At 60.5% G+C, this 24811-nt stretch carries 36 protein-coding genes and 1 riboswitch; of the genes, 27 read left to right on the top strand and 9 right to left on the bottom strand.

All coding sequences use genetic code 11. The features are described 5' to 3' along the window. Positions 1-109: 109 nt before the first annotated feature. From PQU92_RS03605 to PQU92_RS03575, 7 genes are all read right to left on the bottom strand, one after another. Positions 110-634: a helix-turn-helix domain-containing protein gene (locus PQU92_RS03605; RefSeq protein ID WP_272746838.1), complete on the bottom strand. Its 525-nt coding sequence runs from the start codon at positions 632-634 to the stop codon at positions 110-112. 47 nt (positions 635-681) lie between these two features. After that, positions 682-1035, bottom strand: a complete 354-nt coding sequence (locus tag PQU92_RS03600; RefSeq protein WP_272746837.1) for a hypothetical protein — start codon at positions 1033-1035, stop codon at positions 682-684. A gap of 186 nt (positions 1036-1221) precedes the next feature. Further along, on the bottom strand, positions 1222-1365 hold the full coding sequence (locus PQU92_RS03595; protein WP_272746836.1) for a hypothetical protein: 144 nt from the start codon (positions 1363-1365) through the stop codon (positions 1222-1224). Between the two features lie 249 nt (positions 1366-1614). After that, positions 1615-1860 (bottom strand): hypothetical protein, encoded by a 246-nt coding sequence (locus PQU92_RS03590; protein WP_272746835.1) that lies wholly within the window; start codon positions 1858-1860, stop codon positions 1615-1617. A gap of 214 nt (positions 1861-2074) precedes the next feature. Next, positions 2075-3370 carry a putative hydroxymethylpyrimidine transporter CytX gene (gene cytX / locus PQU92_RS03585; RefSeq protein WP_272746834.1) on the bottom strand — a complete coding sequence of 432 codons (1296 nt, stop codon included), beginning with the start codon at positions 3368-3370 and terminating at the stop codon, positions 2075-2077. 5 nt (positions 3371-3375) lie between these two features. Beyond that, entirely contained in the window at positions 3376-4215 is an 840-nt protein-coding gene (locus PQU92_RS03580) for a TIGR00266 family protein (protein WP_272746833.1), read from the bottom strand. A 116-nt stretch (positions 4216-4331) separates the two neighbouring features. Next, positions 4332-4820 (bottom strand): hypothetical protein, encoded by a 489-nt coding sequence (locus PQU92_RS03575; RefSeq protein ID WP_272746832.1) that lies wholly within the window; start codon positions 4818-4820, stop codon positions 4332-4334. Positions 4821-4960: 140 nt separating this feature from the next. Next, a riboswitch (TPP riboswitch) is annotated at positions 4961-5075 on the top strand. Positions 5076-5153: 78 nt separating this feature from the next. Here PQU92_RS03575 and thiC point away from each other — a divergent pair. After that, positions 5154-7022, top strand: a complete 1869-nt coding sequence (gene thiC, locus PQU92_RS03570) for a phosphomethylpyrimidine synthase ThiC (protein WP_272746831.1) — start codon at positions 5154-5156, stop codon at positions 7020-7022. A gap of 93 nt (positions 7023-7115) precedes the next feature. On the opposite strand, the gene PQU92_RS03565 is transcribed toward thiC, so the two are convergent. Further along, a complete protein-coding gene (locus tag PQU92_RS03565) occupies positions 7116-7589 on the bottom strand; it encodes a hypothetical protein (RefSeq protein WP_272746830.1) in 474 nt (157 codons plus the stop codon). A 325-nt stretch (positions 7590-7914) separates the two neighbouring features. On the opposite strand from PQU92_RS03565, the gene rpsL reads away from it, so the two are divergent. The 4 genes from rpsL to tuf all read left to right on the top strand — a co-directional run bounded on the left by rpsL (position 7915) and on the right by tuf (position 12255). Then, on the top strand, positions 7915-8286 hold the full coding sequence (gene rpsL, locus PQU92_RS03560) for a 30S ribosomal protein S12 (protein ID WP_023462129.1): 372 nt from the start codon (positions 7915-7917) through the stop codon (positions 8284-8286). Positions 8287-8298: 12 nt separating this feature from the next. After that, positions 8299-8772: a 30S ribosomal protein S7 gene (gene rpsG / locus PQU92_RS03555; protein ID WP_272746829.1), complete on the top strand. Its 474-nt coding sequence runs from the start codon at positions 8299-8301 to the stop codon at positions 8770-8772. Positions 8773-8892: 120 nt separating this feature from the next. Further along, complete coding sequence (fusA, locus tag PQU92_RS03550) at positions 8893-10971, top strand: elongation factor G (RefSeq protein WP_272746828.1); 2079 nt, start codon at positions 8893-8895, stop codon at positions 10969-10971. 93 nt (positions 10972-11064) lie between these two features. Continuing rightward, positions 11065-12255, top strand: a complete 1191-nt coding sequence (gene tuf, locus PQU92_RS03545; protein ID WP_272746491.1) for an elongation factor Tu — start codon at positions 11065-11067, stop codon at positions 12253-12255. Between the two features lie 124 nt (positions 12256-12379). On the opposite strand, the gene PQU92_RS03540 is transcribed toward tuf, so the two are convergent. After that, entirely contained in the window at positions 12380-13216 is an 837-nt protein-coding gene (locus PQU92_RS03540) for a hypothetical protein (protein WP_272746827.1), read from the bottom strand. A 205-nt stretch (positions 13217-13421) separates the two neighbouring features. On the opposite strand from PQU92_RS03540, the gene PQU92_RS03535 reads away from it, so the two are divergent. The 22 genes from PQU92_RS03535 to rplO all read left to right on the top strand — a co-directional run bounded on the left by PQU92_RS03535 (position 13422) and on the right by rplO (position 24709). After that, a complete protein-coding gene (locus PQU92_RS03535) occupies positions 13422-14603 on the top strand; it encodes a GNAT family N-acetyltransferase (protein ID WP_272746826.1) in 1182 nt (393 codons plus the stop codon). Between the two features lie 399 nt (positions 14604-15002). After that, a complete protein-coding gene (rpsJ, locus tag PQU92_RS03530; protein WP_006273890.1) occupies positions 15003-15311 on the top strand; it encodes a 30S ribosomal protein S10 in 309 nt (102 codons plus the stop codon). Positions 15312-15322: 11 nt separating this feature from the next. Next, a complete protein-coding gene (gene rplC, locus PQU92_RS03525; RefSeq protein WP_023463860.1) occupies positions 15323-16066 on the top strand; it encodes a 50S ribosomal protein L3 in 744 nt (247 codons plus the stop codon). 2 nt (positions 16067-16068) lie between these two features. Continuing rightward, on the top strand, positions 16069-16701 hold the full coding sequence (rplD, locus tag PQU92_RS03520; protein ID WP_272746825.1) for a 50S ribosomal protein L4: 633 nt from the start codon (positions 16069-16071) through the stop codon (positions 16699-16701). A 5-nt stretch (positions 16702-16706) separates the two neighbouring features. Then, positions 16707-17003, top strand: a complete 297-nt coding sequence (locus PQU92_RS03515; RefSeq protein ID WP_023463858.1) for a 50S ribosomal protein L23 — start codon at positions 16707-16709, stop codon at positions 17001-17003. Positions 17004-17018: 15 nt separating this feature from the next. Further along, positions 17019-17855 (top strand): 50S ribosomal protein L2, encoded by an 837-nt coding sequence (gene rplB, locus PQU92_RS03510; protein WP_272746824.1) that lies wholly within the window; start codon positions 17019-17021, stop codon positions 17853-17855. Between the two features lie 3 nt (positions 17856-17858). Next, on the top strand, positions 17859-18137 hold the full coding sequence (gene rpsS / locus PQU92_RS03505; RefSeq protein WP_023463856.1) for a 30S ribosomal protein S19: 279 nt from the start codon (positions 17859-17861) through the stop codon (positions 18135-18137). Between the two features lie 2 nt (positions 18138-18139). Next, positions 18140-18523: a 50S ribosomal protein L22 gene (rplV, locus tag PQU92_RS03500; protein WP_023463855.1), complete on the top strand. Its 384-nt coding sequence runs from the start codon at positions 18140-18142 to the stop codon at positions 18521-18523. A gap of 1 nt (position 18524) precedes the next feature. Then, complete coding sequence (gene rpsC / locus PQU92_RS03495; protein ID WP_272746823.1) at positions 18525-19280, top strand: 30S ribosomal protein S3; 756 nt, start codon at positions 18525-18527, stop codon at positions 19278-19280. 5 nt (positions 19281-19285) lie between these two features. Then, positions 19286-19720, top strand: coding sequence for a 50S ribosomal protein L16 (gene rplP, locus PQU92_RS03490; protein WP_272746822.1), 435 nt, complete (start codon positions 19286-19288; stop codon positions 19718-19720). A 4-nt stretch (positions 19721-19724) separates the two neighbouring features. Further along, complete coding sequence (rpmC, locus tag PQU92_RS03485; RefSeq protein ID WP_023463852.1) at positions 19725-19919, top strand: 50S ribosomal protein L29; 195 nt, start codon at positions 19725-19727, stop codon at positions 19917-19919. 12 nt (positions 19920-19931) lie between these two features. Then, a complete protein-coding gene (gene rpsQ / locus PQU92_RS03480; RefSeq protein ID WP_272746821.1) occupies positions 19932-20171 on the top strand; it encodes a 30S ribosomal protein S17 in 240 nt (79 codons plus the stop codon). A 247-nt stretch (positions 20172-20418) separates the two neighbouring features. After that, positions 20419-20787, top strand: a complete 369-nt coding sequence (rplN, locus tag PQU92_RS03475; protein WP_192619727.1) for a 50S ribosomal protein L14 — start codon at positions 20419-20421, stop codon at positions 20785-20787. Positions 20788-20790: 3 nt separating this feature from the next. Then, a complete protein-coding gene (rplX, locus tag PQU92_RS03470; RefSeq protein WP_272746820.1) occupies positions 20791-21105 on the top strand; it encodes a 50S ribosomal protein L24 in 315 nt (104 codons plus the stop codon). Then, on the top strand, positions 21098-21655 hold the full coding sequence (rplE, locus tag PQU92_RS03465) for a 50S ribosomal protein L5 (RefSeq protein WP_272746819.1): 558 nt from the start codon (positions 21098-21100) through the stop codon (positions 21653-21655). Before rplX ends, rplE begins: the two co-directional genes overlap by 8 nt. 17 nt (positions 21656-21672) lie before the next feature. Then, complete coding sequence (gene rpsN, locus PQU92_RS03460) at positions 21673-21978, top strand: 30S ribosomal protein S14 (RefSeq protein ID WP_272746818.1); 306 nt, start codon at positions 21673-21675, stop codon at positions 21976-21978. 14 nt (positions 21979-21992) lie between these two features. Then, the gene (gene rpsH, locus PQU92_RS03455; RefSeq protein WP_023463846.1) at positions 21993-22391 is read left to right on the top strand and encodes a 30S ribosomal protein S8; all 399 of its coding nucleotides are present in this window, start codon (positions 21993-21995) and stop codon (positions 22389-22391) included. A 27-nt stretch (positions 22392-22418) separates the two neighbouring features. Continuing rightward, positions 22419-22952, top strand: a complete 534-nt coding sequence (rplF, locus tag PQU92_RS03450; RefSeq protein ID WP_272746817.1) for a 50S ribosomal protein L6 — start codon at positions 22419-22421, stop codon at positions 22950-22952. A gap of 3 nt (positions 22953-22955) precedes the next feature. After that, on the top strand, positions 22956-23309 hold the full coding sequence (rplR, locus tag PQU92_RS03445) for a 50S ribosomal protein L18 (protein ID WP_272746816.1): 354 nt from the start codon (positions 22956-22958) through the stop codon (positions 23307-23309). Between the two features lie 12 nt (positions 23310-23321). Continuing rightward, positions 23322-23897, top strand: coding sequence for a 30S ribosomal protein S5 (rpsE, locus tag PQU92_RS03440; RefSeq protein ID WP_023463843.1), 576 nt, complete (start codon positions 23322-23324; stop codon positions 23895-23897). A gap of 5 nt (positions 23898-23902) precedes the next feature. Further along, the gene (gene rpmD, locus PQU92_RS03435; RefSeq protein WP_013478476.1) at positions 23903-24079 is read left to right on the top strand and encodes a 50S ribosomal protein L30; all 177 of its coding nucleotides are present in this window, start codon (positions 23903-23905) and stop codon (positions 24077-24079) included. A gap of 147 nt (positions 24080-24226) precedes the next feature. Then, complete coding sequence (gene rplO / locus PQU92_RS03430; RefSeq protein WP_272746815.1) at positions 24227-24709, top strand: 50S ribosomal protein L15; 483 nt, start codon at positions 24227-24229, stop codon at positions 24707-24709. Positions 24710-24811: the final 102 nt, after the last annotated feature.

Genomic DNA, 24811 nt, shown 5'->3' with positions numbered 1-24811 from the left:
GATAGGGTGTCCCGCCGTACGGATCAACGCATAAGATATGCGTGCTCCCCTGTAGCACAGCGTACGGGGGAGGTGGCATTTGCGAAGCAAATGACGGAGAGAGCTGTGTTTATAAGGTCGTTACCAATCGCGCGGCGCGACCATCGGACAGGCGGACGCGTTCCCAGATCAGACGGCTTTGGATGATCGGCACGACCGGATTATGATTGGGCCCGGTCTCGACCTCAAGCCGCGTGACACGGTCGTCGTACCAGCCGAGATCGCGCAGCGAAGCTTCGGCGGCGAGGATTTCCGGGGTGGCGAATCCGATCAGGGTCTTGCCCAAAAACGCGCCCGGTTTGGCGTTCCAGCGGTTTTCGCGTGAGGCCGATACCGCCAGCAGATCGTGCGTCCGGTCGTCGATCAGATGCAGGCTGAGGGTCGAGGACTCGACCAGTCGCTTGAGAATGGCGTCCTGCGCCGAGTCAGCCAGCAGGCTTTGGGCCTTGCGCCACTGATCTTCGGGCAAATCGAGTGCGCCACTTTCCCAGCGCGACACGGTGGTCTGCGCCACGCCCATCAGCTCGGCCAGATGGCTTTGCTTGAGGCCTTTCAGCAGGCGCAGACGGCGCAAAGGGGAGGCGGGGCGGGGCATGGCGTAATTTTGCCAGCCCCCGTCCCGTGCGTCAATGACCGCGCGACCTAACCTGCCTTGGCGCAGATCGCGTCGCTCAAACCTTTCAGTTCGGTGTGTTGATTGGAGAGCTTGGCGTGCATCAGATCGGCTTCGGCCAGTTTGTCGGCATCAGCGCTCTTGTTTGCATCGCGGATTTCCTTGAACTTGACGATATACTGATCGAGCAGGTCAACCGAGCGGCGCGACGCGGCGCAGGCGCGCTTCATGTCACCGGCCTTCGACGCCTCGGTCATCTCATTCATTGATGCCTTGAGATCGGTTGAAATGGCGCGCGATTGTTCCAACGCCGTAGACGCGGCCTCAGCTGGCACGGCAGCGGCGAGCGCAAGGGCAAAACAGGCGGATAAGAGCGATTTCATGATAGACCCCTTTTGAACCGGTACAGAATAGCAAACTCAGGTCCGGGACCAAAGTTGCAAATCCTGTAAGTTTGAGAGTCAAATCAGGGCGCTATATGGGCGCACCTGGTCTTCAAACCGTCGTCGATCATGGGGGGATATCAGATCGACCTGTTTCGAAGTTTTGTCTTTATGACAGGAAATGTCTCAGTCGATCATGGCTGCGACGAGGCGGCGCAGGGCGCGTGGCGTAAAGCCGGGCATGGTGGCCTTCGGTTCCGCCTGACGGCTGGCCTTGGCGGCAAGCGTTCGCGGGTCGGAAGGCCGTGGATGGGCATAGGCATGAGCCATGGGAATTACTCCTTTGTCCGGCGGTTTGTCCGCGCGGTCGTCTTTTTGGGACAGAATGGGTTTGGACGCCGGCAGGTCAGGCGGCGATCGAACGGGATAAGAACAGAGGCTGTCCGTGGGCGCCGGTCCGCTTATGGGTGCGGTCTTGCCGGGCGCCTATCGGCGTTTGATCTCACCCATATAGGGTAGATCGCGTCTAATTACAAGTTGCAATTGTTACCGTTTTTGTCGTCCGCACGGAAATGCTGTTTAGCGCGCGGTATTGCGGCTCACCTTTGGCTGGTCGGAATCGCTTTTGGTGTAACGATCATTGCTCAACCCTCTGCCTTGATCGGTGTGCGGTTTGTGGCGCTCGTCTCGGGCTTCGGTTTCATCGCCATAAGGCTGGCCCGGCTTGCCCTCATGGGGTCTGTCGCGTTTGAAATGTTCACGCACATCGGCGGTGTCGGTCTTGGTTTCGTCGGCTTTGATGGCAGGGGAAACGGGCGTGGACATGCGGGGTTCGATCCTTCTTGAAGACAGAACGGCCCGGTCTGAGCCGGGGGAAACTCAGGCCGGGCCGCTGGTTTACACTCACCCTTTACGGGCCTCGTGTAATTCGGTTCGCTTTTTCATGCCCGTTTAGAATACGCCGAGCGCCATCAAAAGACGCTGCCACAGGTGGTCGCCGGGGATAAAAAAGGTGTCAGGCCGCGTTTTTAGGGGCCCTTTAGCGGGAAGCCCGGCGTGTCAGCCGTGCCAACCCCCAGTAGCTGATGGCCGACACCGCAAAGGCGGGCAGGGTCGCGCCCAGAGACGGCATGATGTTCAGTACCGCATAGTAGGTGGCGACGCCCAGGCTCCAGGCCGCAAACGCCGTCAGGCTGATGCCCAGCGTGAAGGCGTAGGGGCCTTTCAGGCTGTGGATTTCCGACGCCACGACCTGACGTTTGCGGACAATGAAGTGATCGACCAGAAACACGCCGTAGAGCGGCGTGAAGACCGAACCGATGGCGTAAAGAAACGTCAGGAACTGCGTCATTGGCACGAACAAGGCAATCCCGGTGCACAGGACGCCGAAACCGATCACCAGATGGCGGATGTGGGCCTTGATCAGGCTGGCCAGCGAGGTTGCCGCCGAGAAGATATCGGCGAAGATATTGTCGGTCTCATCGATCAGGATGAACAGCAGGGCCAGCCCACCGCCGGTGGTCGCCAGAGCCGACAACAGCATATTGTCGGCGCTTTGTCCGGCGCTCAGGGCATAGGCAGCGCCCAGCGAAAAGAACCAGATATTGGCGAGCGCGTAACCTGCGGCGCTGCCTTTGAACATGGCACCCGGCGATTTACCGAAGCGCGCATAGTCAGCGATTAGCGGCAACCAGCTGAGCGGCATGGCGATAACCAGATCGACGGCACCGCCAAAGGCCAGCGAGCCATCGCCGGGCTGGGCGAAGGCGGCGCTCAGGTCGCCGCTGGACAGGAGGGCAAAGGTCATCCATGCGGCCCCGGCCAGCAGAATCCACAGCCCATATTTACGCAGCAGGCGGCGGATGAAGCTCAACGGTCCCATGATGGCCAGGGCTGTGGCCGCCACCCCGAAGACCAGCGTCCACAGGATCGGTAAGCTGGCACCAAAGGCGTTTTGCGACAGGGTGCTTGCCGCGTCGCGCATGGCGATGATCTCGAACGCGCCCCAGCCGATCAGTTGCAGGATATTGAGAACGGCCGCGACATGAGCACCGCGAATGCCGAGTGTCGGCCTAAGCCCCGCCATAGTGGCCAGACCGGTATCCGCCCCGACGACCCCGGCCAGCGCCAGCAGGATCGCCCCTATGCCGCTGCCGACCACAATGGCCAGCAGCGCCTGAGGCAGGGACAGGCCGGGCACCAGATAGGCTCCGGCTTGCAGGACCAGCAGGCCGATGCCGAGCGAGAACCACAGGGAAAACGCATCGCGCGTGCTCAGGACACGCTTGTCAGCGGGCGCGGGAACGAAGGGATCGTAGGAGTCGGGTTGGGACATTGGTTTTAGTTATTCCCGCCGATCAGGTCGCCGAGGCCGCCCAGCACCGAGCCTTCGCCGCGGTTGGACCCGCCGCCGCCCGCCGTCGCGACGATGCGCCCGGCCAGACGCGAGAAGGGCAGGGACTGAATCCACACCTTGCCCGGCCCGGTCAGTTGCGCAAAGAAGACGCCTTCGCCGCCGAACAGCATCGACTTGACGCCGCCCGCCTGTACGAGGTCGAAATCGACCGTATCCGTAAAGGCCGCGACGCAGCCCGTATCGACATGCAATTGCTCACCGGCTTTCAGTTCGCGCTCGATGACCATGCCGCCGAACTGCACGAAGACCCAGCCGTCGCCTTCGAGCTTCTGCATGATGAAGCCTTCACCGCCGAACAGGCCGGTCATGACGCGCTTCTGAAACGCGATGCCGAGCGACACGCCCTTGGCAGCGGCGAGAAACGAGTCCTTTTGACAGATCAGACGACCGCCGACGTCCGACAGCTTGAGCGGCACGATGGCCCCCGGCACCGGCGCGCCAAAGGCAACACGCGCCTTGCCGTGGCCATTATGGGTGAAGACGGTTGTGAACAGGCTCTCGCCGGTGACCAGACGCTTGCCCGCGCCGAGCAGCGCGCCCATGAAGCCTTTTTGCTGACCTGATCCGTCGCCGAAGACGGTGGTCATGCCGACCGAGGCGTCTTTCCACACCATAGCCCCGGCTTCGGCGATGGCGCTTTCGCCCGGATCGAGTTCGATCTCGACGAATTGCAGTTCCTGCCCTTTGATATCGAAGTCGATGTCGTCGGCGACACCAGCCTGACGACCGTGGTGGGTGGTGGGGACGGATGAATTGCCGAACATGGGAGGCTCCTGCGTTATATCGGCACAGGTTTAACGCGACTGGCGGCAAAGGGAAGCGGCTTTTCGTTAAAAATCGGACAGGGTGCTGATCCTCCGCAGCGCAATCGTTTCCGAGGCTATCCCGCCAGATGCACCCGCACCGCCTTCCAGTGGGTCTTGAAGAACCACACCCGCCCGCCTTGCTTGGCCATGGCCAGTTCGTCGTCGCTCAGCCAGCGCAGACGCACCTCGGTCCCGGCCTCAAAGGCTGAAATGGCCGGGATATCGGCGGTGTCATCGACCTCATGCACCACGACGCGCAAGTCCGGTGCGCCGCCGAGACAAGACACTTGCCGGATTTCGGCCACCAGACCGCCATTGGGAGATACGGAACGATCGACAAGGCTTGAGGCACAAACCGGGGTCGCACCGCGTTCATAGAGCGCATAACCCCAGAAGATGGCCCCTGTCAGCGCGATGGACGCCCCGATCCCGGCGAACCAGTACCAATGGTGGCGCTCTTTCGGGTAGATATAGCCGTGTGGGTGGCGCAGTTCATCATAGGCACCAACCTTCATATGCAGTTCCTGCTCCGACACGGTGCGTAAGGGTTCGTGTCCGGTCATGCGATTTCCTCCGGGCTCTGAACGACCCTTCTGTGGATAAGTCTGCGCCCGGAAGTTTACGAAGACGTAAAGAGAGTCGCTGCGAGATAGACGTGTGACATTCCCCTTGCCCCCCGGTCGCCCTTCCTTTAAATTCAGCGCTTCGTTCACCGGGGTGTCCGCGCGTCAAAGCGGGCTGAGAATCGGACAAGCTTCCGTAAACCCGCCGAACCTGATCCGGGTCATGCCGGCGAAGGGAGTGAGTACAGCCTCGGGCAGCCGCGTTTTCAGCAACCCGCCCGTGGACCATAGCACCTGACGCGCATGATCCCTTTGTTTTAAAGGGATTACACAATGAACAAGCCTATTAAAGAGCTGAAGCCGATCAAGGTTGAAGCGTCTCCGTTCCCCGGTTCGACCAAGGTCTATGAGCCGGGCGTCCTGTTCCCCGACATCCGCGTACCGTTCCGCGAAGTGGCGCTGCAAAAAGAGGCCAATGAGCCGCCGGTCAGCCTCTACGACTCGACCGGTCCCTATACCGAAGCCGGTTTTGTGCCTGAGATCGACAAGGGCCTGCCGCGCGTGCGCGAACAGCTGGTGCTCGATCGCGGCGACGTCGAATTCATCGAAGGCCGCGCCGTGAAGCCTGAGGATAACGGCAATGTTTCCGCCGATCGTCTGGCGCCGGAGTTCCCGAACCTGCCCAAGGTCATGCGTGGCAAGCCGGGCAAGATGGTCACCCAGCTCGAATATGCGCGCGCCGGGATCGTCACGGCCGAGATGGAATATATCGCCATCCGCGAAAATATCCGCCGCAAGGCCGACGCCGAAGTGATCCGCGACGGCGAAGATTTCGGGGCGTCTATCCCTGACTTCATCACTCCGGAATTCGTCCGCGACGAAGTAGCCCGTGGCCGTGCGGTTATCCCGGCCAATATCAACCACGCCGAAGTCGAGCCGATGATCATCGGCCGCAACTTCCTTGTGAAGATCAACGCCAATATCGGCAATTCCGCCGTCACCTCGTCGATGGAAGAGGAGGTTGACAAGATGGTGTGGGCGATCCGCTGGGGTGCCGACAACGTCATGGACCTGTCGACGGGCCGCAACATCCACAATATCCGTGAATGGATTCTGCGCAATTCGCCGAACCCCATCGGCACGGTGCCGATTTATCAGGCGCTGGAAAAGGTCAACGGCGTTGCCGAAGACCTGACCTGGGAAGTCTACCGGGACACACTGATCGAACAGGCCCAACAGGGCGTCGACTATTTCACCATCCATGCCGGGGTGCGTCTGGCCTATGTCCACCTGACCGCCAACCGCGTCACCGGCATCGTGTCGCGCGGTGGCTCGATCATGGCCAAGTGGTGTCTGGCGCACCATAAGGAGAACTTCCTCTATACGCATTTCGAGGAAATCTGCGACATCATGCGCGAATATGATGTCACGTTCTCGTTGGGGGACGGTCTGCGTCCGGGCTCGATCGCCGATGCCAACGATCGCGCGCAGTTCGCCGAGCTGGAGACGCTGGGTGAGTTGACCCAGATCGCGTGGAAAAAAGGCTGTCAGGTGATGATCGAAGGCCCTGGCCACGTGCCGATGCACAAGATCAAGGCCAATATGGACAAGCAACTCGCCACATGCGGCGAAGCGCCCTTCTATACCTTGGGCCCACTGACGACCGACATCGCGCCGGGCTACGACCACATCACGTCGGGCATCGGTGCGGCGATGATCGGCTGGTTCGGCACGGCCATGCTCTGCTATGTGACTCCGAAGGAACATCTAGGGCTGCCGGATCGCAACGACGTCAAGACGGGGGTGATCACCTACAAGATCGCCGCCCACGCCGCCGACCTCGCCAAGGGGCACCCGGCGGCGCGCGCCTGGGACGACGCCCTCAGCCGGGCGCGGTTCGACTTCCGTTGGGAGGATCAGTTCAATCTCGGCCTCGACCCGGACACGGCGCGGGCCTTCCACGACGAGACCCTACCGAAGGAAGCGCACAAGACGGCGCACTTCTGCTCGATGTGCGGCCCGAAGTTCTGCTCGATGAAGATCACCCAGGAGGTTCGCGATTACGCGGCAAACATGACGGATAACGAGAAGGCCGACCTTGAGGCCGCCGTTGTTGAACAAAGCTCCGGCATGAGCGAGATGTCGAAGAAGTTCAAGGCGCTGGGTTCGGAGGTCTATCTTCCGGTAGAGCCAGCGCAATAGCAGCGTCACGGACCCTGCACCCGTAACTTGGAGCGGGCTGAACCGTTTATCTACCAGTTAAGAGGTGTGGGGTCCATGACCCCACGCCTTTTCTTATACTTGCCCTTGTGAGACGGCATCGCGAAAATGGGCGAGGGCGTTTTCGGCATCCTGACGGTCGCGGTGCTCACTGAAGACGACTGAATCGCCTTCGGACAGGGTCAGCACACAATGAAAATACGGCTCACTCTCGTCGCGGCTTTCGCGCAGGATGGGTGAAGGCACGGCGTCTAGCGGGATCATCGTTGTTTTCGCTGTCAGCAGCCACTGTCGCCGAACGCGCAGATAGTTGCCGTCCATTTTCAGCCATACAATGGGAAGGTCGAAGAATTGTCCCCCACCCCCTATGCCGAAGAGCCAGAACAGACCCATGATGCCGAGTTCGATTTCGGCCGGAAACTGATGAAAGCCGCCATCGCGAAGAAAGAGCCATGTGAACAGGCTCAGCATTGACAACCACACGCCCATGAACACCCATCCGGCGATAGGCATCAGATGACGGAATAAGGGAGCCTTGCGGGGCGTCATGTATGACAATGTGCCATAGAAGCTTTACGCTTTTATCAAGCAATAGGGTTAAGGCCGCCATCTATATGACGGGTTTCATGAATCCCGCTTGACCCGCAGGGGCCGCGCCTGTATAGCCGCGCAATCTTTTTGAGGTCGGGCCCGCAAAAGTCCGTTCCCCATGCCGAATTATGCAGGGCCTGTGTGCCCGCCGTAACCTCCAAAGCGCAGGTTGCGGCTTTTGTGTTTGTCGATATGGGCCCTCGATCACGACCGGCCAAACGGCCGTATTTCAACCCGGAACCCTCCGGCCAAACGGCACAGGTTCCCTATACGAGAGCATGATATGCCCACGATTAACCAGCTTATCCGTAAGCCGCGCAAGGCCCCGCCGAAGCGCAACAAGGTGCCGGCCCTGAAGGGTTCGCCCCAGCGCCGCGGCGTTTGCACCCGCGTTTACACCACCACCCCGAAGAAGCCGAACTCGGCGCTTCGTAAGGTCGCCAAGGTCCGTCTGACCTCGGGCATCGAATCGGTGTGCTACATCCCGGGCGTCGGCCACAATCTTCAGGAACACTCGGTGGTTCTGATCCGCGGCGGCCGCGTGAAGGACCTTCCGGGCGTCCGTTACCACATCCTGCGCGGCGTGCTCGACACGCAAGGCGTGAAGAACCGTAAGCAACGCCGTTCGCACTACGGTGCGAAGCGTCCGAAGTAAGGAGACGATCACATGTCACGTCGTCACCGCGCCGAGAAGCGCGAAGTTCTGCCCGATCCCAAGTTCGGCGATCTAGTGGTCACCAAGTTCATGAACTACGTCATGTACGAAGGCAAAAAAGCCGTTGCCGAAAACATCATCTATGGTGCTTTCGACATCCTCGAAGCCAAGAAGAAGGACGCGACCGCGATCGAGACCTTCCACGCGGCCCTCGACAACGTTTCGCCCTCGATCGAAGTGCGTTCGCGCCGCGTCGGTGGTGCGACCTATCAGGTCCCCGTCGAAGTCCGTCCGGACCGTCGCCGTGCCCTGGCGATCCGCTGGCTGGTCAACGCCGCGCGCAAGCGTGGTGAGAACACCATGACGGAAAAGCTGGCCGGTGAGCTGCTCGACGCCTCCAACAACCGCGGCACCGCGGTCAAGAAGCGCGAAGACACCCACAAGATGGCCGAAGCGAACCGCGCCTTCGCTCACTACCGCTGGTAAGCGGCTGGCGGGGGTGTCATGCTCCCGTCATATTTGAACTATAACGCGCGGGTCGTTGGTTAGATAACGCACCCGCGCGAACTACATTCCCATTATCCTTATTTGTCTGAGGCCCGTATCATGCCCCGCAGTCACAAAATCGAGGACTACCGTAACTTTGGTATCATGGCGCACATCGACGCCGGCAAGACCACGACCACGGAACGTATCCTCTACTACACCGGCAAGAGCCACAAGATCGGCGAAGTCCACGATGGCGCCGCCACGATGGACTGGATGGAGCAGGAGCAGGAGCGCGGCATCACGATCACGTCCGCCGCGACGACCGCCTTCTGGGAAGGCAAGCGCCTGAACATCATCGACACCCCGGGTCACGTGGACTTCACCATCGAAGTGGAGCGTTCGCTCCGCGTGCTCGATGGCGCGGTCACGGTTCTGGACGGTAACGCCGGCGTCGAGCCGCAAACCGAAACCGTCTGGCGTCAGGCCGACAAGTACAAGGTGCCGCGCATCGTGTACGTCAATAAGATGGACAAGATCGGCGCCGACTTCGACAAGTCGGTTCAGTCGATCCGCGACCGTCTCGGCGCCAAGGCTGTGCCGATCCAGTTCCCGATCGGTTCGGAATCGAACCTGACCGGTCTGGTCGACATCGTCCGCATGACCGGCGTGGTCTGGGACAACGACGGTCTGGGTGCCTCGTACAAGGACGTGCCGATCCCGGCCGACCTGGTCGACAAGGCCAACGAAGCCCGTCAGTACCTGATCGACAACGCCGTCGAACTCGACGACGAAGCCATGGAAGCTTACCTCGAAGGCAACGAGCCGGACGAAGCGACCATCAAGAAGTGCATCCGTAAGGCCGTCCTCACCGGCGCCTTCTACCCGATCCTCTGCGGTTCGGCGTTCAAGAACAAGGGCGTGCAGACGCTCCTCGACGCCGTCGTCGACTACCTGCCGTCGCCGGTCGATATTCCGCCGACCAAGGGCATCGACTACAAGACCGAAGAAGAAGTCACCCGTAAGGCTTCGGACGAAGAGCCCCTGTCGGTTCTGGCGTTCAAGATCATGGACGACCCCTTCGTCGGTTCGCTGACCTTCTGCCGTCTGTATTCGGGCAAGATGGAAGCCGGTATGGGCCTGCTCAACTCGACGCGCGACAAGCGCGAGCGCGTTGGCCGCATGCTGCTCATGCACTCCAACAACCGCGAAGACATCAAGGAAGCCTATGCCGGCGACATCGTCGCTCTGGCTGGCCTGAAGGACACCCGCACGGGTGACACCCTCTGCGATCCGCTGAAGTCGCCGGTCATCCTGGAACGCATGGAGTTCCCGGCCCCGGTTATCGAAATCGCCGTCGAACCCAAGTCGAAGGCCGACCAGGAAAAGCTGGGCGTCGCCCTGGCCAAGCTGGCGTCCGAAGATCCGTCCTTCACCGTTTCGACCGACCACGAGTCGGGCCAGACGATCCTGAAGGGCATGGGCGAACTACACCTCGACATCAAGATCGACATCCTGAAGCGGACCTACAAGGTCGAAGCCAATATCGGCGCGCCGCAGGTGGCCTATCGTGAATCGATCACCCGCAAGGCGGAAATCGACTACACGCACAAGAAGCAAACCGGTGGTACGGGTCAGTTCGCCCGCATCAAGCTGGTTTTCGAACCGGGCGAGCCCGGCACGGGCTTCGTGTTCGAGTCGGCCATCGTCGGCGGCGCGGTCCCCAAGGAATACATCCCGGGCGTCACCAAGGGCCTCGAATCGGCCAAGGAAAACGGTCTGCTGGCCGGTTTCCCGCTGATCGACTTCAAGGCGACCCTGATCGACGGCGCGTACCACGACGTCGACTCCTCGGTCCTCGCCTTCGAAATCGCCTCGCGCGCGGCCTTCAAGGAACTGCGCGAAAAGGGCGGCCCGAAGCTGCTTGAGCCGATCATGAAGGTCGAAGTCGTGACCCCGGAAGAGTATCTGGGTTCGGTCATCGGCGATCTGAACGGCCGTCGCGGCATGATTCAGGGCCAGGACATGCGCGGTAACGCCATCGTCGTGGATGCCTTCGTGCCGCTCGCGAACATGTTCGGCTACGTGAATACCCTGCGCGGTATGTCGCAAGGCCGTGCGCAGTTCTCGATGGTCTACGATCACTACGAGCCCGTGCCGCAGCACGTCGCCGACGAAGTGATCAAGAAGTACGCCTAAAAACTATTGGCCCGTAGCGCGGACTGTGCTACGGGCCGCTCCTTACGTAATCAACCCTACGCAAATGAAGGTCCGCATACGCGGAATTGAAAAATGGCCAAGGAAAAATTCAACCGCAGCAAGCCGCACTGCAACATCGGCACGATTGGTCACGTTGACCACGGCAAGACGACCCTGACGGCGGCGATCACGATGACGCTGGCGAAGTCGGGCGGCGCGACGGCGAAGAAGTACGAAGACATCGACGCGGCGCCGGAAGAAAAGGCCCGCGGCATCACGATCAACACGGCGCACGTGGAATATGAGACGGAAAACCGTCACTATGCGCACGTCGACTGCCCGGGTCACGCCGACTACGTGAAGAACATGATCACCGGCGCGGCTCAGATGGACGGCGCGATCCTGGTCGTTTCGGCCGCTGACGGCCCGATGCCGCAAACGCGCGAGCACATCCTGCTGGCCCGTCAGGTCGGCGTGCCGGCCCTGGTCGTGTTCATGAACAAGGTCGACCTGGTCGACGACGAAGAACTGCTGGAACTCGTCGAAATGGAAGTTCGTGAACTTCTGTCGTCGTACCAGTTCCCGGGCGACGATATCCCCATCACCAAGGGCTCGGCCAAGGCCGCGACCGACGGCGTGAACCCGGAAATCGGCGAACAGCGCGTTCTGGAACTGATGAAGACGGTTGACGAGTACATCCCGCAGCCGGCGCGTCCGATCGACCAGCCGTTCCTGATGCCGGTTGAAGACGTGTTCTCGATCTCGGGCCGTGGTACGGTTGTGACCGGCCGCGTCGAGCGCGGTATCGTTAAGGTCGGTGAAGAAGTCGAAATCGTCGGCATCCGTCCGGTTCAGAAGACGACCTGCACGGGCGTCGAAATGTTCCGCAAGCTGCTCGATCAGGGTGAAGCTGGCGACAACGTCGGCGTTCTGCTGCGCGGCACCAAGCGCGAAGACGTCGAGCGCGGTCAGGTTCTGTGCAAGCCGGGTTCGATCACCCCGCACACCAAGTTCATCGCCGAAGCCTACATCCTGACGAAGGAAGAAGGCGGTCGTCACACGCCGTTCTTCACCAACTACCGTCCGCAGTTCTACTTCCGCACGACCGACGTGACGGGTATCGTGAAGCTGAAGGAAGGCGTCGAGATGATCATGCCGGGCGACAACGCCGAGCTGGACGTCGAGCTGATCACGCCGATCGCCATGGAAGAGAAGCTGCGCTTCGCTATCCGTGAAGGCGGCCGTACCGTCGGCGCCGGCGTCGTTGCCAAGATCCTCGCCTAATAAGCGACGTCAAAAGGTCGTGGGGTCTCGACCCCACACCCCATGACTGTCACAGACCAAATGAAAGCCCGCTGAGAAACCTCAGCGGGCTTTTTTGCTGTTTGCGTCGGAAGAGGTAAGGCCTCTACGGTTCTACGCCAAAGGCCGGAGCGACCAGATCGCGCCAAATATCGATCGCCGGACGGCCCATATGACCATCGCTGTTCAGCGCTTCGAGCGGCGCATCGGGTAAATGAATATTGATCGGCACGTACCGCGTGATCAGATGCTCGCGCTGGTACTGGACGGCGGGAAAGTGCTCGGCAAAGACCGGCAGATTCGGCTGCAGGCGCAGATGCAGATTGTCGTCCCAGTAGTCGTCCATCGAAGCGAAATAGTCGCGCATCCGGCGGCTGATCACATCGCTGACATCCGGAGTGACATCCGTTACCCCGTCGGTCGCGATGAATTTCGGCAGATAATTGCGGATAGGGTCATCCCCCCAGCACTGCTGCGAAACGGTTGGATCGATCAGGCGCAGGGGCGGGACGACCAGCCAGGCATGCCCCAGAACGGCCATCGGGAAGTCCTGAAAATCGTGACGGTAAAACCCGCACCAGATGCCTTCGGGTTCGACGATGAACGTGGTCGAACCCAATATGCCGTAGCTCCATATGCCTAGCCGTTCCAGCATACGGATCATCATCGACGCGGCTTCGACACAGGCGCCTTCCCAACCGTCGGCCTTAAGCGTGGAGAGGATGATGTCGCACAGGCGCGGCACGACATCGCGCACCCGGGCCTCGTAACCGGCCTCGACCGGACGCAGATCGACCCAGCGGGCGTAGAGTTCGATAAAGGCCGGGTCGGTCGCGCACCGGGCGACGAATGCCGGGTGAGCATAGAAGCCCGGCTGCCCGGGGTCGATGCCCTCCGCGCGTAAAACCACTTCGATCTTTTGGCGTTCCAGGTCCGTGTTCATACTTCGCTCTAACACACATACAGCCATGGATAATAGGCGATTCAACGCCTCAGGAATCGATGTGGTTTGCGCCGTCGCAACGCGTGTATCGTGTGTGACATTACCGCTCACGGCAAAGGGTTGCGGATCGTTAACCCTGACTGTTAGGCGCATTTAAACCTCGTCCTGATACAGACATGTACGAAGCCGAGATGGGGTTAACCGAATGTCCAGATTGAAATCGATCGAGGTGGTCGCGCCTGACGGCCTGACCGGCGACGATATTGCCGCGTGGGAGAGCTTCACCGCGCGCCGTCCGGACATGATCGGCCCTTACTTCGACGTACGCTACGTTATGGATATCGGTCAGAGCGTCCCAGACGCCTATGTGGCGCGCCTGCGCGATGAAACGGGCGAAGTCGCCGGCTTCCTCCCTTATCAGATGCGCGGACGCACGCTTCAGCCCCTGGGGGCACCGCTGACAGACTATCACGGCATTATCGGCGAGGCGGGGCTGGAGGTAGACTACTCCCTGTTATTGAAAACCCTGAAAGCCGACCGGCTGGAATTCCAGGGGTGGGTAGGGGGTATGGCCCCGCGGGCGCGGACCCTTAGCGTCGTGAGTCAGATAGCTGATCTGTCCGAGGGATACGACGCCTATTTCGCCCGTCAGAAGGCGTTACATCACAAGTTTTACAAAAACCTCGGGCGTTGCGGGCGCAATGCCGAGCGCGATTTCGGCGGTTTTCAGTTTTCGTTCGAACGTGTGACGCCGGACCTGCTGCAATGGGTTATCGACCAGAAGCGTGAACAATATGCGCGCTCCGGCATGCACGACGTCTTCGGCTGCGGCTGGACGCTGAAGCTCCTCAGTCAGCTGGCGCATCGTCAGGATGAGGGCTTCGGTCTGCGCGTTGGTGTGTTGCGCGAAGGCAATCATCTGGTCGCCGCCGAAATTTGTCTGATGCGTGGGGACTACATCCATTTCTGGTTCCCGGCCTATGCCGAAGCCTACCACCGTTACAGCCCTGGAATTATTCTGGCGCTCAAGATTATGGAGCACGGTGCAGCCATGGGCGTAACGCGCGTCGATTTCGGCGCGGGTGGTGAAAGCTATAAGCACACCATGACCTCACCGGCACAGACCTGCCTTGAAGGCGTCGTGACGGCGCGCCCTCATATATTGAGTGCCGTCGGGGATATGATGGAAAACCTGTCGCCGCGCCTCAAGGGCCTGCGTTTATCCCTGCGTCGTCGCCTGCGGGTGATTCGCGCCTGCGAAACCTGCCCCAAGGGGCGCCGCCATGCTTTTCAGGCTTTGATGCGGCGTGGTTTCGACCGCTTGCGCCAGTCTCCTGTAAACCGGGCTGTGACGGCGGCCGCGGCGAACGATGCAGCGGATCTTTAGACGGTCGTAAATATATGTAAAACGCCCGGTCTGGCCTTTGGTTCGACCGGGCTTTTCTGTATTTGAGGCCCTGATCGCGGAATATCGCCGTGGGGTATAACTTTTGTGCCTTAAGGGGTTGACGCGGGCGGACTCCTTAGGCATATACGCGACCTCTGTTGGATCGGCCGTGAGACCTTGGTCTTAAACGCGTTCCGCATACTACGAAATTAAGTCGTGCGGCCTCATCTGGTTTCAGGTGACTCTGTTCAGACTTTCCGAATGGCCTCGCAGGCAACCCCTGCGTGGCTTTGTTTTTTGCGGATATCGCGTCGGTCTCATTTCGGGGTCGAAGCCGGTCTTTGAAATGGTTCAACGGACGCGGGATACGCAAACCCTTTAACTTGGAATAAGAGCGATATGGATCGTCAGAATATCCGCATCAGGCTCAAGGCCTTCGATCACCGCGTACTGGATCATTCCACACGCGAAATCGTAAATACGGCCAAGCGCACCGGTGCCACCGTGCGGGGACCCATCCCCCTGCCGACGCTGATTGAACGCTTCACCGTGAACCGTTCGCCGCACGTCGACAAGAAGTCCCGTGAACAATTCGAAATCCGTACGCACAAGCGCGTGCTCGATATCGTCGATCCTACCCCGCAGACCGTTGACGCGCTGATGAAGCTCGACCTGTCCGCTGGCGTGGACGTCGAGATCAAGATTTAAGGGGCCGGACCATGAAAAGAACCGGTCTACTCGCCAAGAAGCTGGGCATGACGCGTTATTTCGACGCGCAGGGCCTGCACACTCCCGTCACCGTTCTCTCGCTCGAAGGCTGTCAGGTCGTCGCTCAGCGTACGAAGGACAAGGACGGCTACACCGCGCTGCAACTGGGCGCCGGTGCCAAGAAAGCCAAGAACACCTCGAACCCCGAGCGCGTGCGTTTCGCCAAGGCGCAGGTCGAGCCCAAGGCGATCCTCGCTGAATTCCGCGTGTCGGAAGACGCTCTCGTCGAAGTCGGCGCTGAACTGTCGGCCGATCACTTCGCCGAAGGTCAGAAGGTCGACATCCAGGGCACGACCATCGGTAAGGGTTTTGCCGGTGCCATGAAGCGCTGGAACTTCGGCGGCATGCGCGCCACCCACGGTGTTTCGGTCTCTCACCGTGCCCACGGTTCGACGGGTAACCGTCAGGATCCGGGCCGTACCTTCCCGGGTAAGAAGATGGCCGGTCACTACGGTGTCGAAACCGTCACGACCCTCAACCTCGAAGTCGTTCGCGTGGACGCCGAGCGCGGCCTGATCTTCATCCGTGGCGCTGTCCCGGGTGCGGAAGGTTCGTTCGTGAAGATCCGCGACGCCGTCAAGAAGGCCGCTCCTGCGGGTCTGCCGTTCCCGGCTGGTCTGAAGAAGGCTGCTGTGGCCGACACGGCCCCGGTTCAAGCTGAGGAAGCTCCTGCTCAAGAAGAGGGAGCTGAATAATCATGAAACTCGAAGTCATCACCCTCGACAACGGCAAGGCCGGTTCGATCGATCTGTCCGACGCCGTCTTCGGCATCGACGAGATCCGCTCGGACATCCTGGCCCGCGTCGTCAACTGGCAGCTGGCCAAGCGCCGTGCCGGTACGCACAAGGTTCAGACCCGCAACGAGAATTCTCGTACGGGTAAGAAGATGTACAAGCAAAAGGGCTCCGGCGGCGCTCGTCACGGTTCGCGCCGTGCCCCGCAATTCGTCGGCGGTTCGCGCGCCTTCGGTCCGGTCGTTCGCTCGCATGCGTTCGACCTGCAGAAGAAGGTCCGTGCTCTGGGCCTGCGTCACGCTCTGTCGTCGAAGGTCAAGTCCGGCTCGCTGATCGTTCTCGATCAGGCCGTCCTGGCCGCTCCCAAGACCGCCGCTCTTCGCGCCCAGTTCGAAACGCTCGGCCTGAAGAACGCTCTGTTCATCGCGGGTCCGGAAGTTGACACCAACTTCGCCCTCGCTTCGCGCAACATCCCGAACATCGACGTCCTGCCGTCGGCTGGCCTGAATGTCTACGACATCCTGCGCCGCCAGACGCTGGTTCTGACGAAGTCGGCGGTTGAAGCGATCGAAGCCCGCTTCAAAGTGGAGGCCTAATCGTTATGGCTGCTACTATTCGCAATTACGACGTGCTTCTGAGCCCGCACATCACTGAAAAGTCGACCCTGCTTTCGGAGCAGAACAAGGTCGTCTTCAAGGTGGCGCTGGACGCTTCGAAGGACGAAGTGGCCTCGGCCGTTGAAGCGCTCTTCAACGTCAAGGTCGTCAAGGTCAACACGGTGGTCACGAAGGGCAAAACCAAGCGCTTCAAGGGCATCATGGGCCGTCGCAACGATGTCAAAAAAGCGATTGTCACCCTCGAAGAGGGCCAATCGATCGACATCACCACCGGTCTGTAAGGGGAGGTTTTAACAATGGCTTTGAAGCATTTTAATCCGACCTCGCCCGGCCGTCGCGAACTGGTTCTCGTTGACCGTTCCGAACTGCACAAGGGTCGTCCGGAAAAGTCGCTCGTCGAAGGTCTGACGAAGTCGGGCGGTCGTGGCGCCGGTGGCCGTATCGCCGTCCGCTTCCGTGGCGGTGGCGCGAAGAAGCTTTACCGCATCATCGACTTCAAGCGTCGCAAGTTCGACGTCGTCGGTACGGTCGAGCGTCTGGAATACGATCCGAACCGCACCGCGTTCATCGCGCTGGTCAACTATGCCGACGGCGAAAAGGCCTATATCCTGGCCCCGCAACGCCTGAAGGCCGGTGATCAGGTCATCGCTTCGGAAAAGGTCGACGTGAAGCCCGGCAACGCGGCTCCGCTGCGCGCCCTGCCGATCGGTACGATCATCCACAATATCGAGCTGAAGCCCCTCAAGGGTGGTCAGCTGGCCCGTTCGGCTGGCGCTTACGCCCAGCTGGTCGGTCGTGACGCTGGTTACGCTCAGATCCGTCTGGGTTCGGGCGAGCTGCGCATGGTGCTTGACACCTGCATGGCCACCATCGGTGCCGTGTCCAACCCGGACCACATGAACGAAAGCCTCGGCAAGGCCGGTCGCAAGCGTCACATGGGCTTCCGCCCGCACGTCCGCGGCGTGGCCATGAACCCGATCGACCACCCGCACGGTGGTGGTGAAGGCCGTACTTCCGGTGGTCGTAACCCGGTTACCCCGTGGGGCAAGCCGACCAAGGGCCGCAAGACCCGTACCAACAAAGCGACGGATAAATTCATCATCCGCTCGCGTCACCTTAAGAAGGCTCGCTAATCCATGGCTCGCTCCGTATGGAAAGGTCCTTTCGTCGATGGCCACCTTCTCAAGAAGGCGGAAACGGCTCAGGACTCCGGTCGCAAGGACGTCATCAAGACGTGGTCGCGCCGGTCTGTCATCATGCCCCAGTTCGTGGGGCTCACCTTTGGTGTTTATAACGGTCAGAAGCACGTCCCCGTGCTCGTGTCGGAAGACATGGTCGGCATGAAGCTTGGTGAATTTTCGCCTACGCGGAACTTCCCCGGCCACGCCGCTGACAAGAAGGCGAAGAGGAAGTAAGCATGTCGCAAACGTCCAATCCGCGTCGCGTCAAGCCGACCGAAGCCCGCGCCAAGCTGGTTTCCATCCGTATCAGCCCGTACAAGCTGAACCTCGTCGCCCAGTCTATCCGTGGCCTCAAGGTTCAACGCGCGCTGAACGAGCTGGAATTCTCGCACAAGCGTATCGCCGGTGACGTGCGCAAGGCCCTGTATTCGGCGATTTCGAACGCCGAAAACAACCACAACCTCGACATCGACAATCTGTTCGTTGCCGAAGCCTATGTGGGCAAGAACATCGTCATGAAGCGTTTTGCGTCCCGCGCCCGCGGTCGCTCTTCGCGTATCCTGAAACCCTTCTCGGAACTGACGATCGTCGTCCGTGAAGCTGGCGCGGAGGCCGCATAACATGGGTCAGAAAGTCAATCCGATCGGTCTGCGCCTCGGCGTCAACCGCACCTGGGATTCGCGCTGGTTCGCTGCCCGTCAGGAATATGCCAAGCTGCTTCACCAGGACCTGAAGATCCGTAAGGTTCTGAAGGAAAAGCTGAACGCCGCCGGCGTGTCGCGCATCATCATCGAGCGTCCGCACAAGAAGTGCCGCGTGACGATCTACGCCGCCCGTCCGGGCGTCGTGATCGGCAAGAAGGGCGCCGACATCGACAAGCTGCGCAAGGACGTCTCCGCCATCACCGATGGTGAAGTGTTCCTGAACCTGGTCGAAATCCGCAAGCCGGAAGTCGACTCGCAACTGGTCGCCGAATCGATCTGCCAGCAGCTGGAGCGCCGCGTCGCTTTCCGCCGCGCCATGAAGCGTTCGATCCAGTCGGCCATGCGTCTGGGCGCCAAGGGCATCCGTATGAACCTGTCGGGCCGTCTCGGCGGTGCGGAAATCGCCCGTATGGAATGGTACCGTGAAGGCCGCGTGCCTTTGCACACCCTGCGCGCCGACATCGATTTCGGTTTCGCCGAAGCCCTGACCACCTACGGCATCATCGGTGTCAAGGTGTGGATCTTCAAGGGTGAAGTGCTGGAGCACGATCCGATGGCGCAGGACAAGCGCTGGGCGAACGAAGCCTCTGGCCCGTCGTCCAACGAGCGTCCTGAGCGCGGTGACCGTAACAACCGTGGCCCGCGCCGCGATCGCAACAATAAGGAGGCCTAATCGCTATGCTGCTTCCTAAGCGCACAAAATACCGTAAGGCCTTCAAGGGCCGCATCCACGGTAATGCCAAGGGCGGCTATACGCTGAACTTTGGTTCCTACGGTCTGAAGACGGTCGAGCCTGAGCGCCTGACCGCCCGTCAGATCGAAGCCGCCCGTCGGGCCATCACGCGTCAAATGAAGCGTCAGGGCCGCGTGTGGATCCGTATCTTCCCTGACCTCCCGGTCACGGGCAAGCCCGCCGAAGTCCGGATGGGTAAAGGTAAGGGTGCCGTGGATTACTGGGCGGCCCGCGTGGCCCCCGGTCGTATCCTCTTTGAAATCGACGGCGTGCCGGACGATATCGCGCGTGAGGCCCTGCGTCTCGGTGCGGCGAAGCTGCCCGTCAGCACCCGCGTCGTGACCCGTCTCGACGCCGGCATCGCGGCGGCTGCGGAGTAAGATCATGACCAAGATTGCCGATCTTCGGGGCAAGACCTCGGACCAGCTCCAGGAAGAACTGCTGAACCTCAAAAAGGAACAGTTCAACCTGCGTTTCCAGAAGGCCACCGGCCAGCTGGAAAAGACCCACCGCGTGAACGAAATCCGCAAGGACGTCGCCCGCATCAAATCGCTTCTGAACGCTCAGAAGTCCGCCTAAAAGGAATAGACCATGCCCAAGCGCATTCTTGAAGGTCTGGTTGTTTCCGATAAGGGCAACAAGACCATCGTCGTAAAGGTGGAACGCACCGTTATGCACCCGCTTTTCAAGAAGCCGGTTCGCGTTTCGAAGCGCTACCACGCCCACGATGAGAACAACACCTACAAGACCGGCGACGCCGCCCGCATCATCGAATGCGCGCCCAAGTCGAAGCTGAAGACCTGGGAAGTGCTTCCCAAGGACGCTGCCTAAGTCTTGATTTAAGCATTTGTGGTTTGGTTCCGGCACATTCGGAATACCTTCCGCAGACGTTGATTTCGGGGAATGCTCGCGAAACTTTTGCCAAATAACGGCAGATCGTTTCGTCGGGCATTTTTCCGTTTGCTTATTCCGGGGAAATAGGGTTTAAGGCCCGCTTCCTCGGAATCTCTATCGTTATCGTGGAAAGCCCGGCCTGCAAGGGCAGGGGCCTTTTGCGAGATTTTGGAAAGTTTGAATTATGATTCAGATGCAAACTAATCTGGACGTTGCCGATAATTCGGGCGCGCGCCGGGTCATGTGCATCAAGGTGTTGGGCGGCTCCAAGCGCCGTTACGCCTCGGTGGGTGACCTGATCGTCGTCTCGGTTAAGGAAGCGATCCCCCGTGGTCGCGTGAAGAAGGGTGACGTTCTGCGCGCCATCGTCGTTCGCACGTCCAAGGACATCCAGCGCAAGGACGGCTCGGTTATCCGTTTCGACACCAACGCTGCCGTCATCGTTAACAAGTCGAGCGAGCCTATCGGCACGCGTATCTTCGGCCCGGTGCCGCGCGAGCTTCGCGCCAAGAACCACATGAAGATCATCTCGCTGGCGCCGGAGGTCATCTAAGCTATGGCTGCTAAGATCAAAAAAGGCGACAAGGTCGTCGTCCTCACGGGCAAGGACAAGGGCCGTTCGGGCACCGTCCTGAAGGTTCTCCCGACCGAGAACCGCGTCGTCGTTCAGGGTATCAACATCGTCCAGCGCCATACGCGCGCCTCGCAGACGAACCCGCAGGGCGGCATCATCAACAAGGAAGCCTCGCTCCACCTGTCGAACGTCGCCATCGCCGACGCCGCTGGTAAGCCGACCCGCGTCGGTTTCCGCATCGAAGGTGACAAGAAGGTCCGTTTCGCCAAGACGACGGGAGCTGTCATCAATGGCTGATCAAAAGTACACTCCGCGCCTGAAGAGCGTTTACCTGGAGACCGTCCGGGCCGCCCTTAAGGAAGAGTTCGGCTACACGAACGAAATGCAGGTCCCCAAGCTCGACAAGATCGTCGTGAACATGGGTATCGGTGAAGCCGTGGCCGACTCCAAGAAGGTCCGCGCCGCTGTTGCCGACCTCGCTGCCATCACCGGTCAGAAGCCGGCGGAAACCAAGGCCCGTAAGTCCATCGCCGGCTTCAAGCTGCGCGAAGGCATGACGATCGGCGCCAAGGTCACCCTACGCAAGGATCGTATGTACGAATTCCTCGACCGCCTGATCACGATCGCGCTGCCGCGCGTGAAGGATTTCCGTGGTCTGAACGGTAACTCGTTCGACGGCCGTGGCAACTACGCCATGGGCCTGAAGGAACACATCGTGTTCCCGGAAATCAACTACGACCAGATCGATCAGATGTGGGGCATGGACATCGTTGTCTGCACCACGGCGAAGAGCGACAAAGAAGCCAAGGCGCTTCTGAAGCACTTCCAGTTCCCGTTCACCTCGTAAGCGGAGAAATTAAGACAATGGCTAAGAAATCTGCTGTCAACCGCAACGAGATGGTCAAGAAGCTCGTCGACAAGTACGCCGCCAAGCGCGAGGCCCTCAAGGCCGCCGCCGTGGACGAGTCGCTTCCTCTGGAAGAGCGCTTCGCCGCCCGCCTCAAGCTCGCCAAGCTGCCCCGCAACTCGGCGCCCACCCGCATCCGCAACCGCTGTGAAGTCACCGGCCGTCCGCGCGCTTTCTACCGCAAGCTCAGCATGAGCCGCGTTAGCCTGCGCAAGCTGGCCAACGAGGGTCAAATCCCCGGCATGACCAAGGCCAGCTGGTAAGGGAAGATCGAAACATGTTTATCTCTGATCCCCTGAGCGACCTGATCGCCCGCATCAAGAACGCCGCCATGCGCAAGCGTTCCAAGGTGCTCACCCCCGCCTCGAAGCTGCGCGCCCGCGTGCTCGACGTTCTCAAGGACGAAGGCTACATCCGCGGCTACGAGCTGCTGGAAGTGCCGGGTGAGTTCCCGCAGTTCGAAATCGAACTGAAGTACTTCGACGATCAACCGGTTATCGCGGACATCGCCCGCGTCTCCAAGCCGGGTCGTCGCGTCTATTCGTCGATCGCAGATCTGAAGCCCGTCAAGAACGGTCTCGGCATCTCGATCCTGTCCACGCCCAAGGGCGTCATGTCTGACAACGCAGCCCGCGAAAACAACGTCGGCGGCGAAGTCCTCTGCCGCGTCTACTAAGACGTCGGCTGTTAGGAAATTAAGACCATGTCACGGATTGGTAAAAAAGCCATCGCAGTGCCGTCGGGTGTGACCATCACGCTCGATGGCCAAGCCATCACGGTCAAGGGCCCCAAGGGTCAACTGAACTGGACCGTCGTTGAAGAAATCGAAGTGAAGCAGGAAGCGGGTTCGCTGTCCGTCGCCCCCCGTGGCGAAACGGCGCGTCACCGTTCGATGTGGGGCCTTTCGCGCACCCTGATCGCCAATATGGTGAAGGGCGTGACCGAAGGCTTCGAATCGAGCCTCGAACTGGTCGGCGTCGGTTACCGCGCCGCCATGAAGGGCGCGAACCTGGAACTGTCGCTCGGCTTCTCGCACCCCGTCGAAGTCGCGCCGCCCGCCGGTGTCACCTTCGTCGTGCCGAAGCAAACGGAAATCAAGATCCAGGGCATCGACAAGCAAGTCGTCGGTGAACTGGCCGCGAAGATCCGCAAGATCCGTCCGCCTGAGCCCTACAAGGCCAAGGGTGTGCGTTATGCCGGCGAGAAGGTTCGCCGCAAGGAAGGGAAGAAGAAGTAAGTCATGGCTCTCTCTCCTCGTGAACAAATGGCTCGTCGCGCGCAACGTAACCGTACGCGCCTGAAGAAGCTCTCCAACGGCCGCCCGCGTCTGTCGGTCTTCCGTTCGGACAAGAACATCTACGCTCAGGTCATCGACGACCTGAACGGCAAGACCGTTGCCTCCGCCTCGTCGCTGGAAGCGGAAGCCAAGCGTGGTTCGAACGCCGCCGCCGCCGCCGAAGTCGGCAAGCTGGTTGCCCAGCGCGCTGTCGAAGCCGGTATCAAGGACGTCGTCTTTGACCGTGGCGGTTACATCTATCACGGCCGGGTGAAGGCGTTGGCGGATGCCGCGCGCGAAGCCGGTCTCAACTTCTAAGGGGTACATTCAATGGCTCGTCCCAGCGAAAACCGCAATGACCGCCGCGATCGTACCGAAGAACCTTCGGAGTTCGTAGAAAAGCTGGTCCACATCAACCGCGTCGCCGCTACCGTGAAGGGTGGCCGTCGTTTCTCGTTCGCCGCTCTGATGGTCGTCGGTGACCAAAAGGGTCGCGTTGGCTTCGGTCACGGCAAGGCCCGTGAAGTTCCGGAAGCCATCCGCAAGGCGACCGAAGAAGCCAAGAAGTCGCTCGTCCGCGTGCCGCTTCGCGAATCCCGCACCCTGCACCACGACGGCTACGGTCGTTGGGGCGCCGGCAAGATCCAGCTCCGCGCGGCCCCTCCGGGCACCGGCGTGATCGCGGGCGGTCCGATGCGTGCCGTGCTCGAAACCCTCGGCGTCTCCGACGTCGTCGGCAAGTCGCTCGGCTCGTCGAACCCCTACAACATGGTGCGAGCCACGTTCGAGGCTCTGAAGGTGCAGTCTTCGCCCCGTCAGATCGCCGCCAAGCGTGGTAAGAAGGTTGGCGACATCCTGACCCGCCGCAACGATGGCGCGTCGTCGCCTGAATCCATCGAGGGCTAATCATCATGGCTCAAGTCACTGTCAAGCAAACGGGTTCGCCCATTCGCCGCACCAAGGACCAGCGCGCTACGCTCGCCGGTCTGGGCCTGAACAAGATGGGTCGCGTCTCCACCCTGGAAGACACCCCCTCGGTTCGCGGCATGATCGCCAAGGTCGCCCACCTCATCGAAATCGTCGAGTAGGTCGGACTAACCGATTAAGTTTAGACGCCCCGGCAGCAATGCCGGGGCGTTTTGCTATTTATGAGAGCTGTATTTCTTAACAGTTCCGCAATTTCAGCCGAGTCGGCGGTTTCCGTCGGCGCTAAATTAGTCAGAAAGGCAATCAACATGACCAAGCTGAACGAAATCCGCGATAACGAAGGTTCGACCAAGGGCCGCATGCGCGTTGGCCGTGGCCCGGGTTCGGGCAAGGGCAAGACCGCCGGTCGCGGCGTCAAGGGTCAGAAGTCCCGTACCGGCGTTTCGCTGCTGGGCTTCGAAGGCGGCCAGATGCCGCTCTATATGCGTATGCCGAAGCGCGGCTTCAACAGCCTAAACCGCAAGGAATTCGCCGAAGTCAACCTGTGGCGCCTGCAACAGGCGATCGACGCGGGCAAGATCGACGCATCGGCGCCGATTGACGCCGCTGCCCTCAAGGCCGCGGGTATCATCCGTCGTGAACTGGACGGCGTGCGTCTGCTGGGCGAAGGCGAACTGACCTCGAAGGTGACCCTGTCGGTCTATTCGGCCACCGCGTCGGCCGTGAAGGCCGTCGAGGCCGCCGGTGGCTCGCTGACGCAAAAGCGTCCGGCCAAGACCGAAGAAGCCTAAGCAAAAATGTCACGCGCTCAGGCGTTATGCGCCTGAGCGCGGCATTTTGCGGCACTCGTGCCCATATGCGATCCAGTCCCACGACTAAAGTCGGCAAATCGC

This window comes from Asticcacaulis aquaticus (genome assembly GCF_028550415.1).
GTDB classification, from domain to species: domain Bacteria; phylum Pseudomonadota; class Alphaproteobacteria; order Caulobacterales; family Caulobacteraceae; genus Asticcacaulis; species Asticcacaulis aquaticus.
This window is presented reverse-complemented; position numbering and strand designations above follow the sequence as displayed.

Bases quoted from the DNA above. Each gene is read 5' to 3' on its own strand.
- rpsJ (WP_006273890.1), top strand. From the start codon at position 15,003: ATGGATCGTCAGAATATCCGCATCAGGCTCAAGGCCTTCGATCACCGC.
- PQU92_RS03605 (WP_272746838.1), bottom strand. From the start codon at position 634: ATGCCCCGCCCCGCCTCCCCTTTGCGCCGTCTGCGCCTGCTGAAAGGC.
- PQU92_RS03515 (WP_023463858.1), top strand. From the start codon at position 16,707: ATGGCTGCTACTATTCGCAATTACGACGTGCTTCTGAGCCCGCACATC.
- rpmD (WP_013478476.1), top strand. From the start codon at position 23,903: ATGGCTCAAGTCACTGTCAAGCAAACGGGTTCGCCCATTCGCCGCACC.
- thiC (WP_272746831.1), top strand. From the start codon at position 5,154: ATGAACAAGCCTATTAAAGAGCTGAAGCCGATCAAGGTTGAAGCGTCT.
- PQU92_RS03590 (WP_272746835.1), bottom strand. From the start codon at position 1,860: ATGTCCACGCCCGTTTCCCCTGCCATCAAAGCCGACGAAACCAAGACC.
- PQU92_RS03580 (WP_272746833.1), bottom strand. From the start codon at position 4,215: ATGTTCGGCAATTCATCCGTCCCCACCACCCACCACGGTCGTCAGGCT.
- rplV (WP_023463855.1), top strand. From the start codon at position 18,140: ATGTCGCAAACGTCCAATCCGCGTCGCGTCAAGCCGACCGAAGCCCGC.
- rplO (WP_272746815.1), top strand. From the start codon at position 24,227: ATGACCAAGCTGAACGAAATCCGCGATAACGAAGGTTCGACCAAGGGC.
- rplE (WP_272746819.1), top strand. From the start codon at position 21,098: ATGGCTGATCAAAAGTACACTCCGCGCCTGAAGAGCGTTTACCTGGAG.
- PQU92_RS03540 (WP_272746827.1), bottom strand. From the start codon at position 13,216: ATGAACACGGACCTGGAACGCCAAAAGATCGAAGTGGTTTTACGCGCG.
- rpsQ (WP_272746821.1), top strand. From the start codon at position 19,932: ATGCCCAAGCGCATTCTTGAAGGTCTGGTTGTTTCCGATAAGGGCAAC.
- PQU92_RS03600 (WP_272746837.1), bottom strand. From the start codon at position 1,035: ATGAAATCGCTCTTATCCGCCTGTTTTGCCCTTGCGCTCGCCGCTGCC.
- rpsS (WP_023463856.1), top strand. From the start codon at position 17,859: ATGGCTCGCTCCGTATGGAAAGGTCCTTTCGTCGATGGCCACCTTCTC.
- PQU92_RS03575 (WP_272746832.1), bottom strand. From the start codon at position 4,820: ATGACCGGACACGAACCCTTACGCACCGTGTCGGAGCAGGAACTGCAT.
- rpsC (WP_272746823.1), top strand. From the start codon at position 18,525: ATGGGTCAGAAAGTCAATCCGATCGGTCTGCGCCTCGGCGTCAACCGC.
- fusA (WP_272746828.1), top strand. From the start codon at position 8,893: ATGCCCCGCAGTCACAAAATCGAGGACTACCGTAACTTTGGTATCATG.
- tuf (WP_272746491.1), top strand. From the start codon at position 11,065: ATGGCCAAGGAAAAATTCAACCGCAGCAAGCCGCACTGCAACATCGGC.
- rpsH (WP_023463846.1), top strand. From the start codon at position 21,993: ATGTTTATCTCTGATCCCCTGAGCGACCTGATCGCCCGCATCAAGAAC.
- PQU92_RS03565 (WP_272746830.1), bottom strand. From the start codon at position 7,589: ATGACGCCCCGCAAGGCTCCCTTATTCCGTCATCTGATGCCTATCGCC.
- cytX (WP_272746834.1), bottom strand. From the start codon at position 3,370: ATGTCCCAACCCGACTCCTACGATCCCTTCGTTCCCGCGCCCGCTGAC.
- rplC (WP_023463860.1), top strand. From the start codon at position 15,323: ATGAAAAGAACCGGTCTACTCGCCAAGAAGCTGGGCATGACGCGTTAT.
- rpsN (WP_272746818.1), top strand. From the start codon at position 21,673: ATGGCTAAGAAATCTGCTGTCAACCGCAACGAGATGGTCAAGAAGCTC.
- PQU92_RS03595 (WP_272746836.1), bottom strand. From the start codon at position 1,365: ATGGCTCATGCCTATGCCCATCCACGGCCTTCCGACCCGCGAACGCTT.
- rplB (WP_272746824.1), top strand. From the start codon at position 17,019: ATGGCTTTGAAGCATTTTAATCCGACCTCGCCCGGCCGTCGCGAACTG.
- rplD (WP_272746825.1), top strand. From the start codon at position 16,069: ATGAAACTCGAAGTCATCACCCTCGACAACGGCAAGGCCGGTTCGATC.
- rplF (WP_272746817.1), top strand. From the start codon at position 22,419: ATGTCACGGATTGGTAAAAAAGCCATCGCAGTGCCGTCGGGTGTGACC.
- rpsL (WP_023462129.1), top strand. From the start codon at position 7,915: ATGCCCACGATTAACCAGCTTATCCGTAAGCCGCGCAAGGCCCCGCCG.
- rpmC (WP_023463852.1), top strand. From the start codon at position 19,725: ATGACCAAGATTGCCGATCTTCGGGGCAAGACCTCGGACCAGCTCCAG.
- rplX (WP_272746820.1), top strand. From the start codon at position 20,791: ATGGCTGCTAAGATCAAAAAAGGCGACAAGGTCGTCGTCCTCACGGGC.
- rpsE (WP_023463843.1), top strand. From the start codon at position 23,322: ATGGCTCGTCCCAGCGAAAACCGCAATGACCGCCGCGATCGTACCGAA.
- rplN (WP_192619727.1), top strand. From the start codon at position 20,419: ATGATTCAGATGCAAACTAATCTGGACGTTGCCGATAATTCGGGCGCG.
- rpsG (WP_272746829.1), top strand. From the start codon at position 8,299: ATGTCACGTCGTCACCGCGCCGAGAAGCGCGAAGTTCTGCCCGATCCC.
- PQU92_RS03535 (WP_272746826.1), top strand. From the start codon at position 13,422: ATGTCCAGATTGAAATCGATCGAGGTGGTCGCGCCTGACGGCCTGACC.
- rplP (WP_272746822.1), top strand. From the start codon at position 19,286: ATGCTGCTTCCTAAGCGCACAAAATACCGTAAGGCCTTCAAGGGCCGC.
- rplR (WP_272746816.1), top strand. From the start codon at position 22,956: ATGGCTCTCTCTCCTCGTGAACAAATGGCTCGTCGCGCGCAACGTAAC.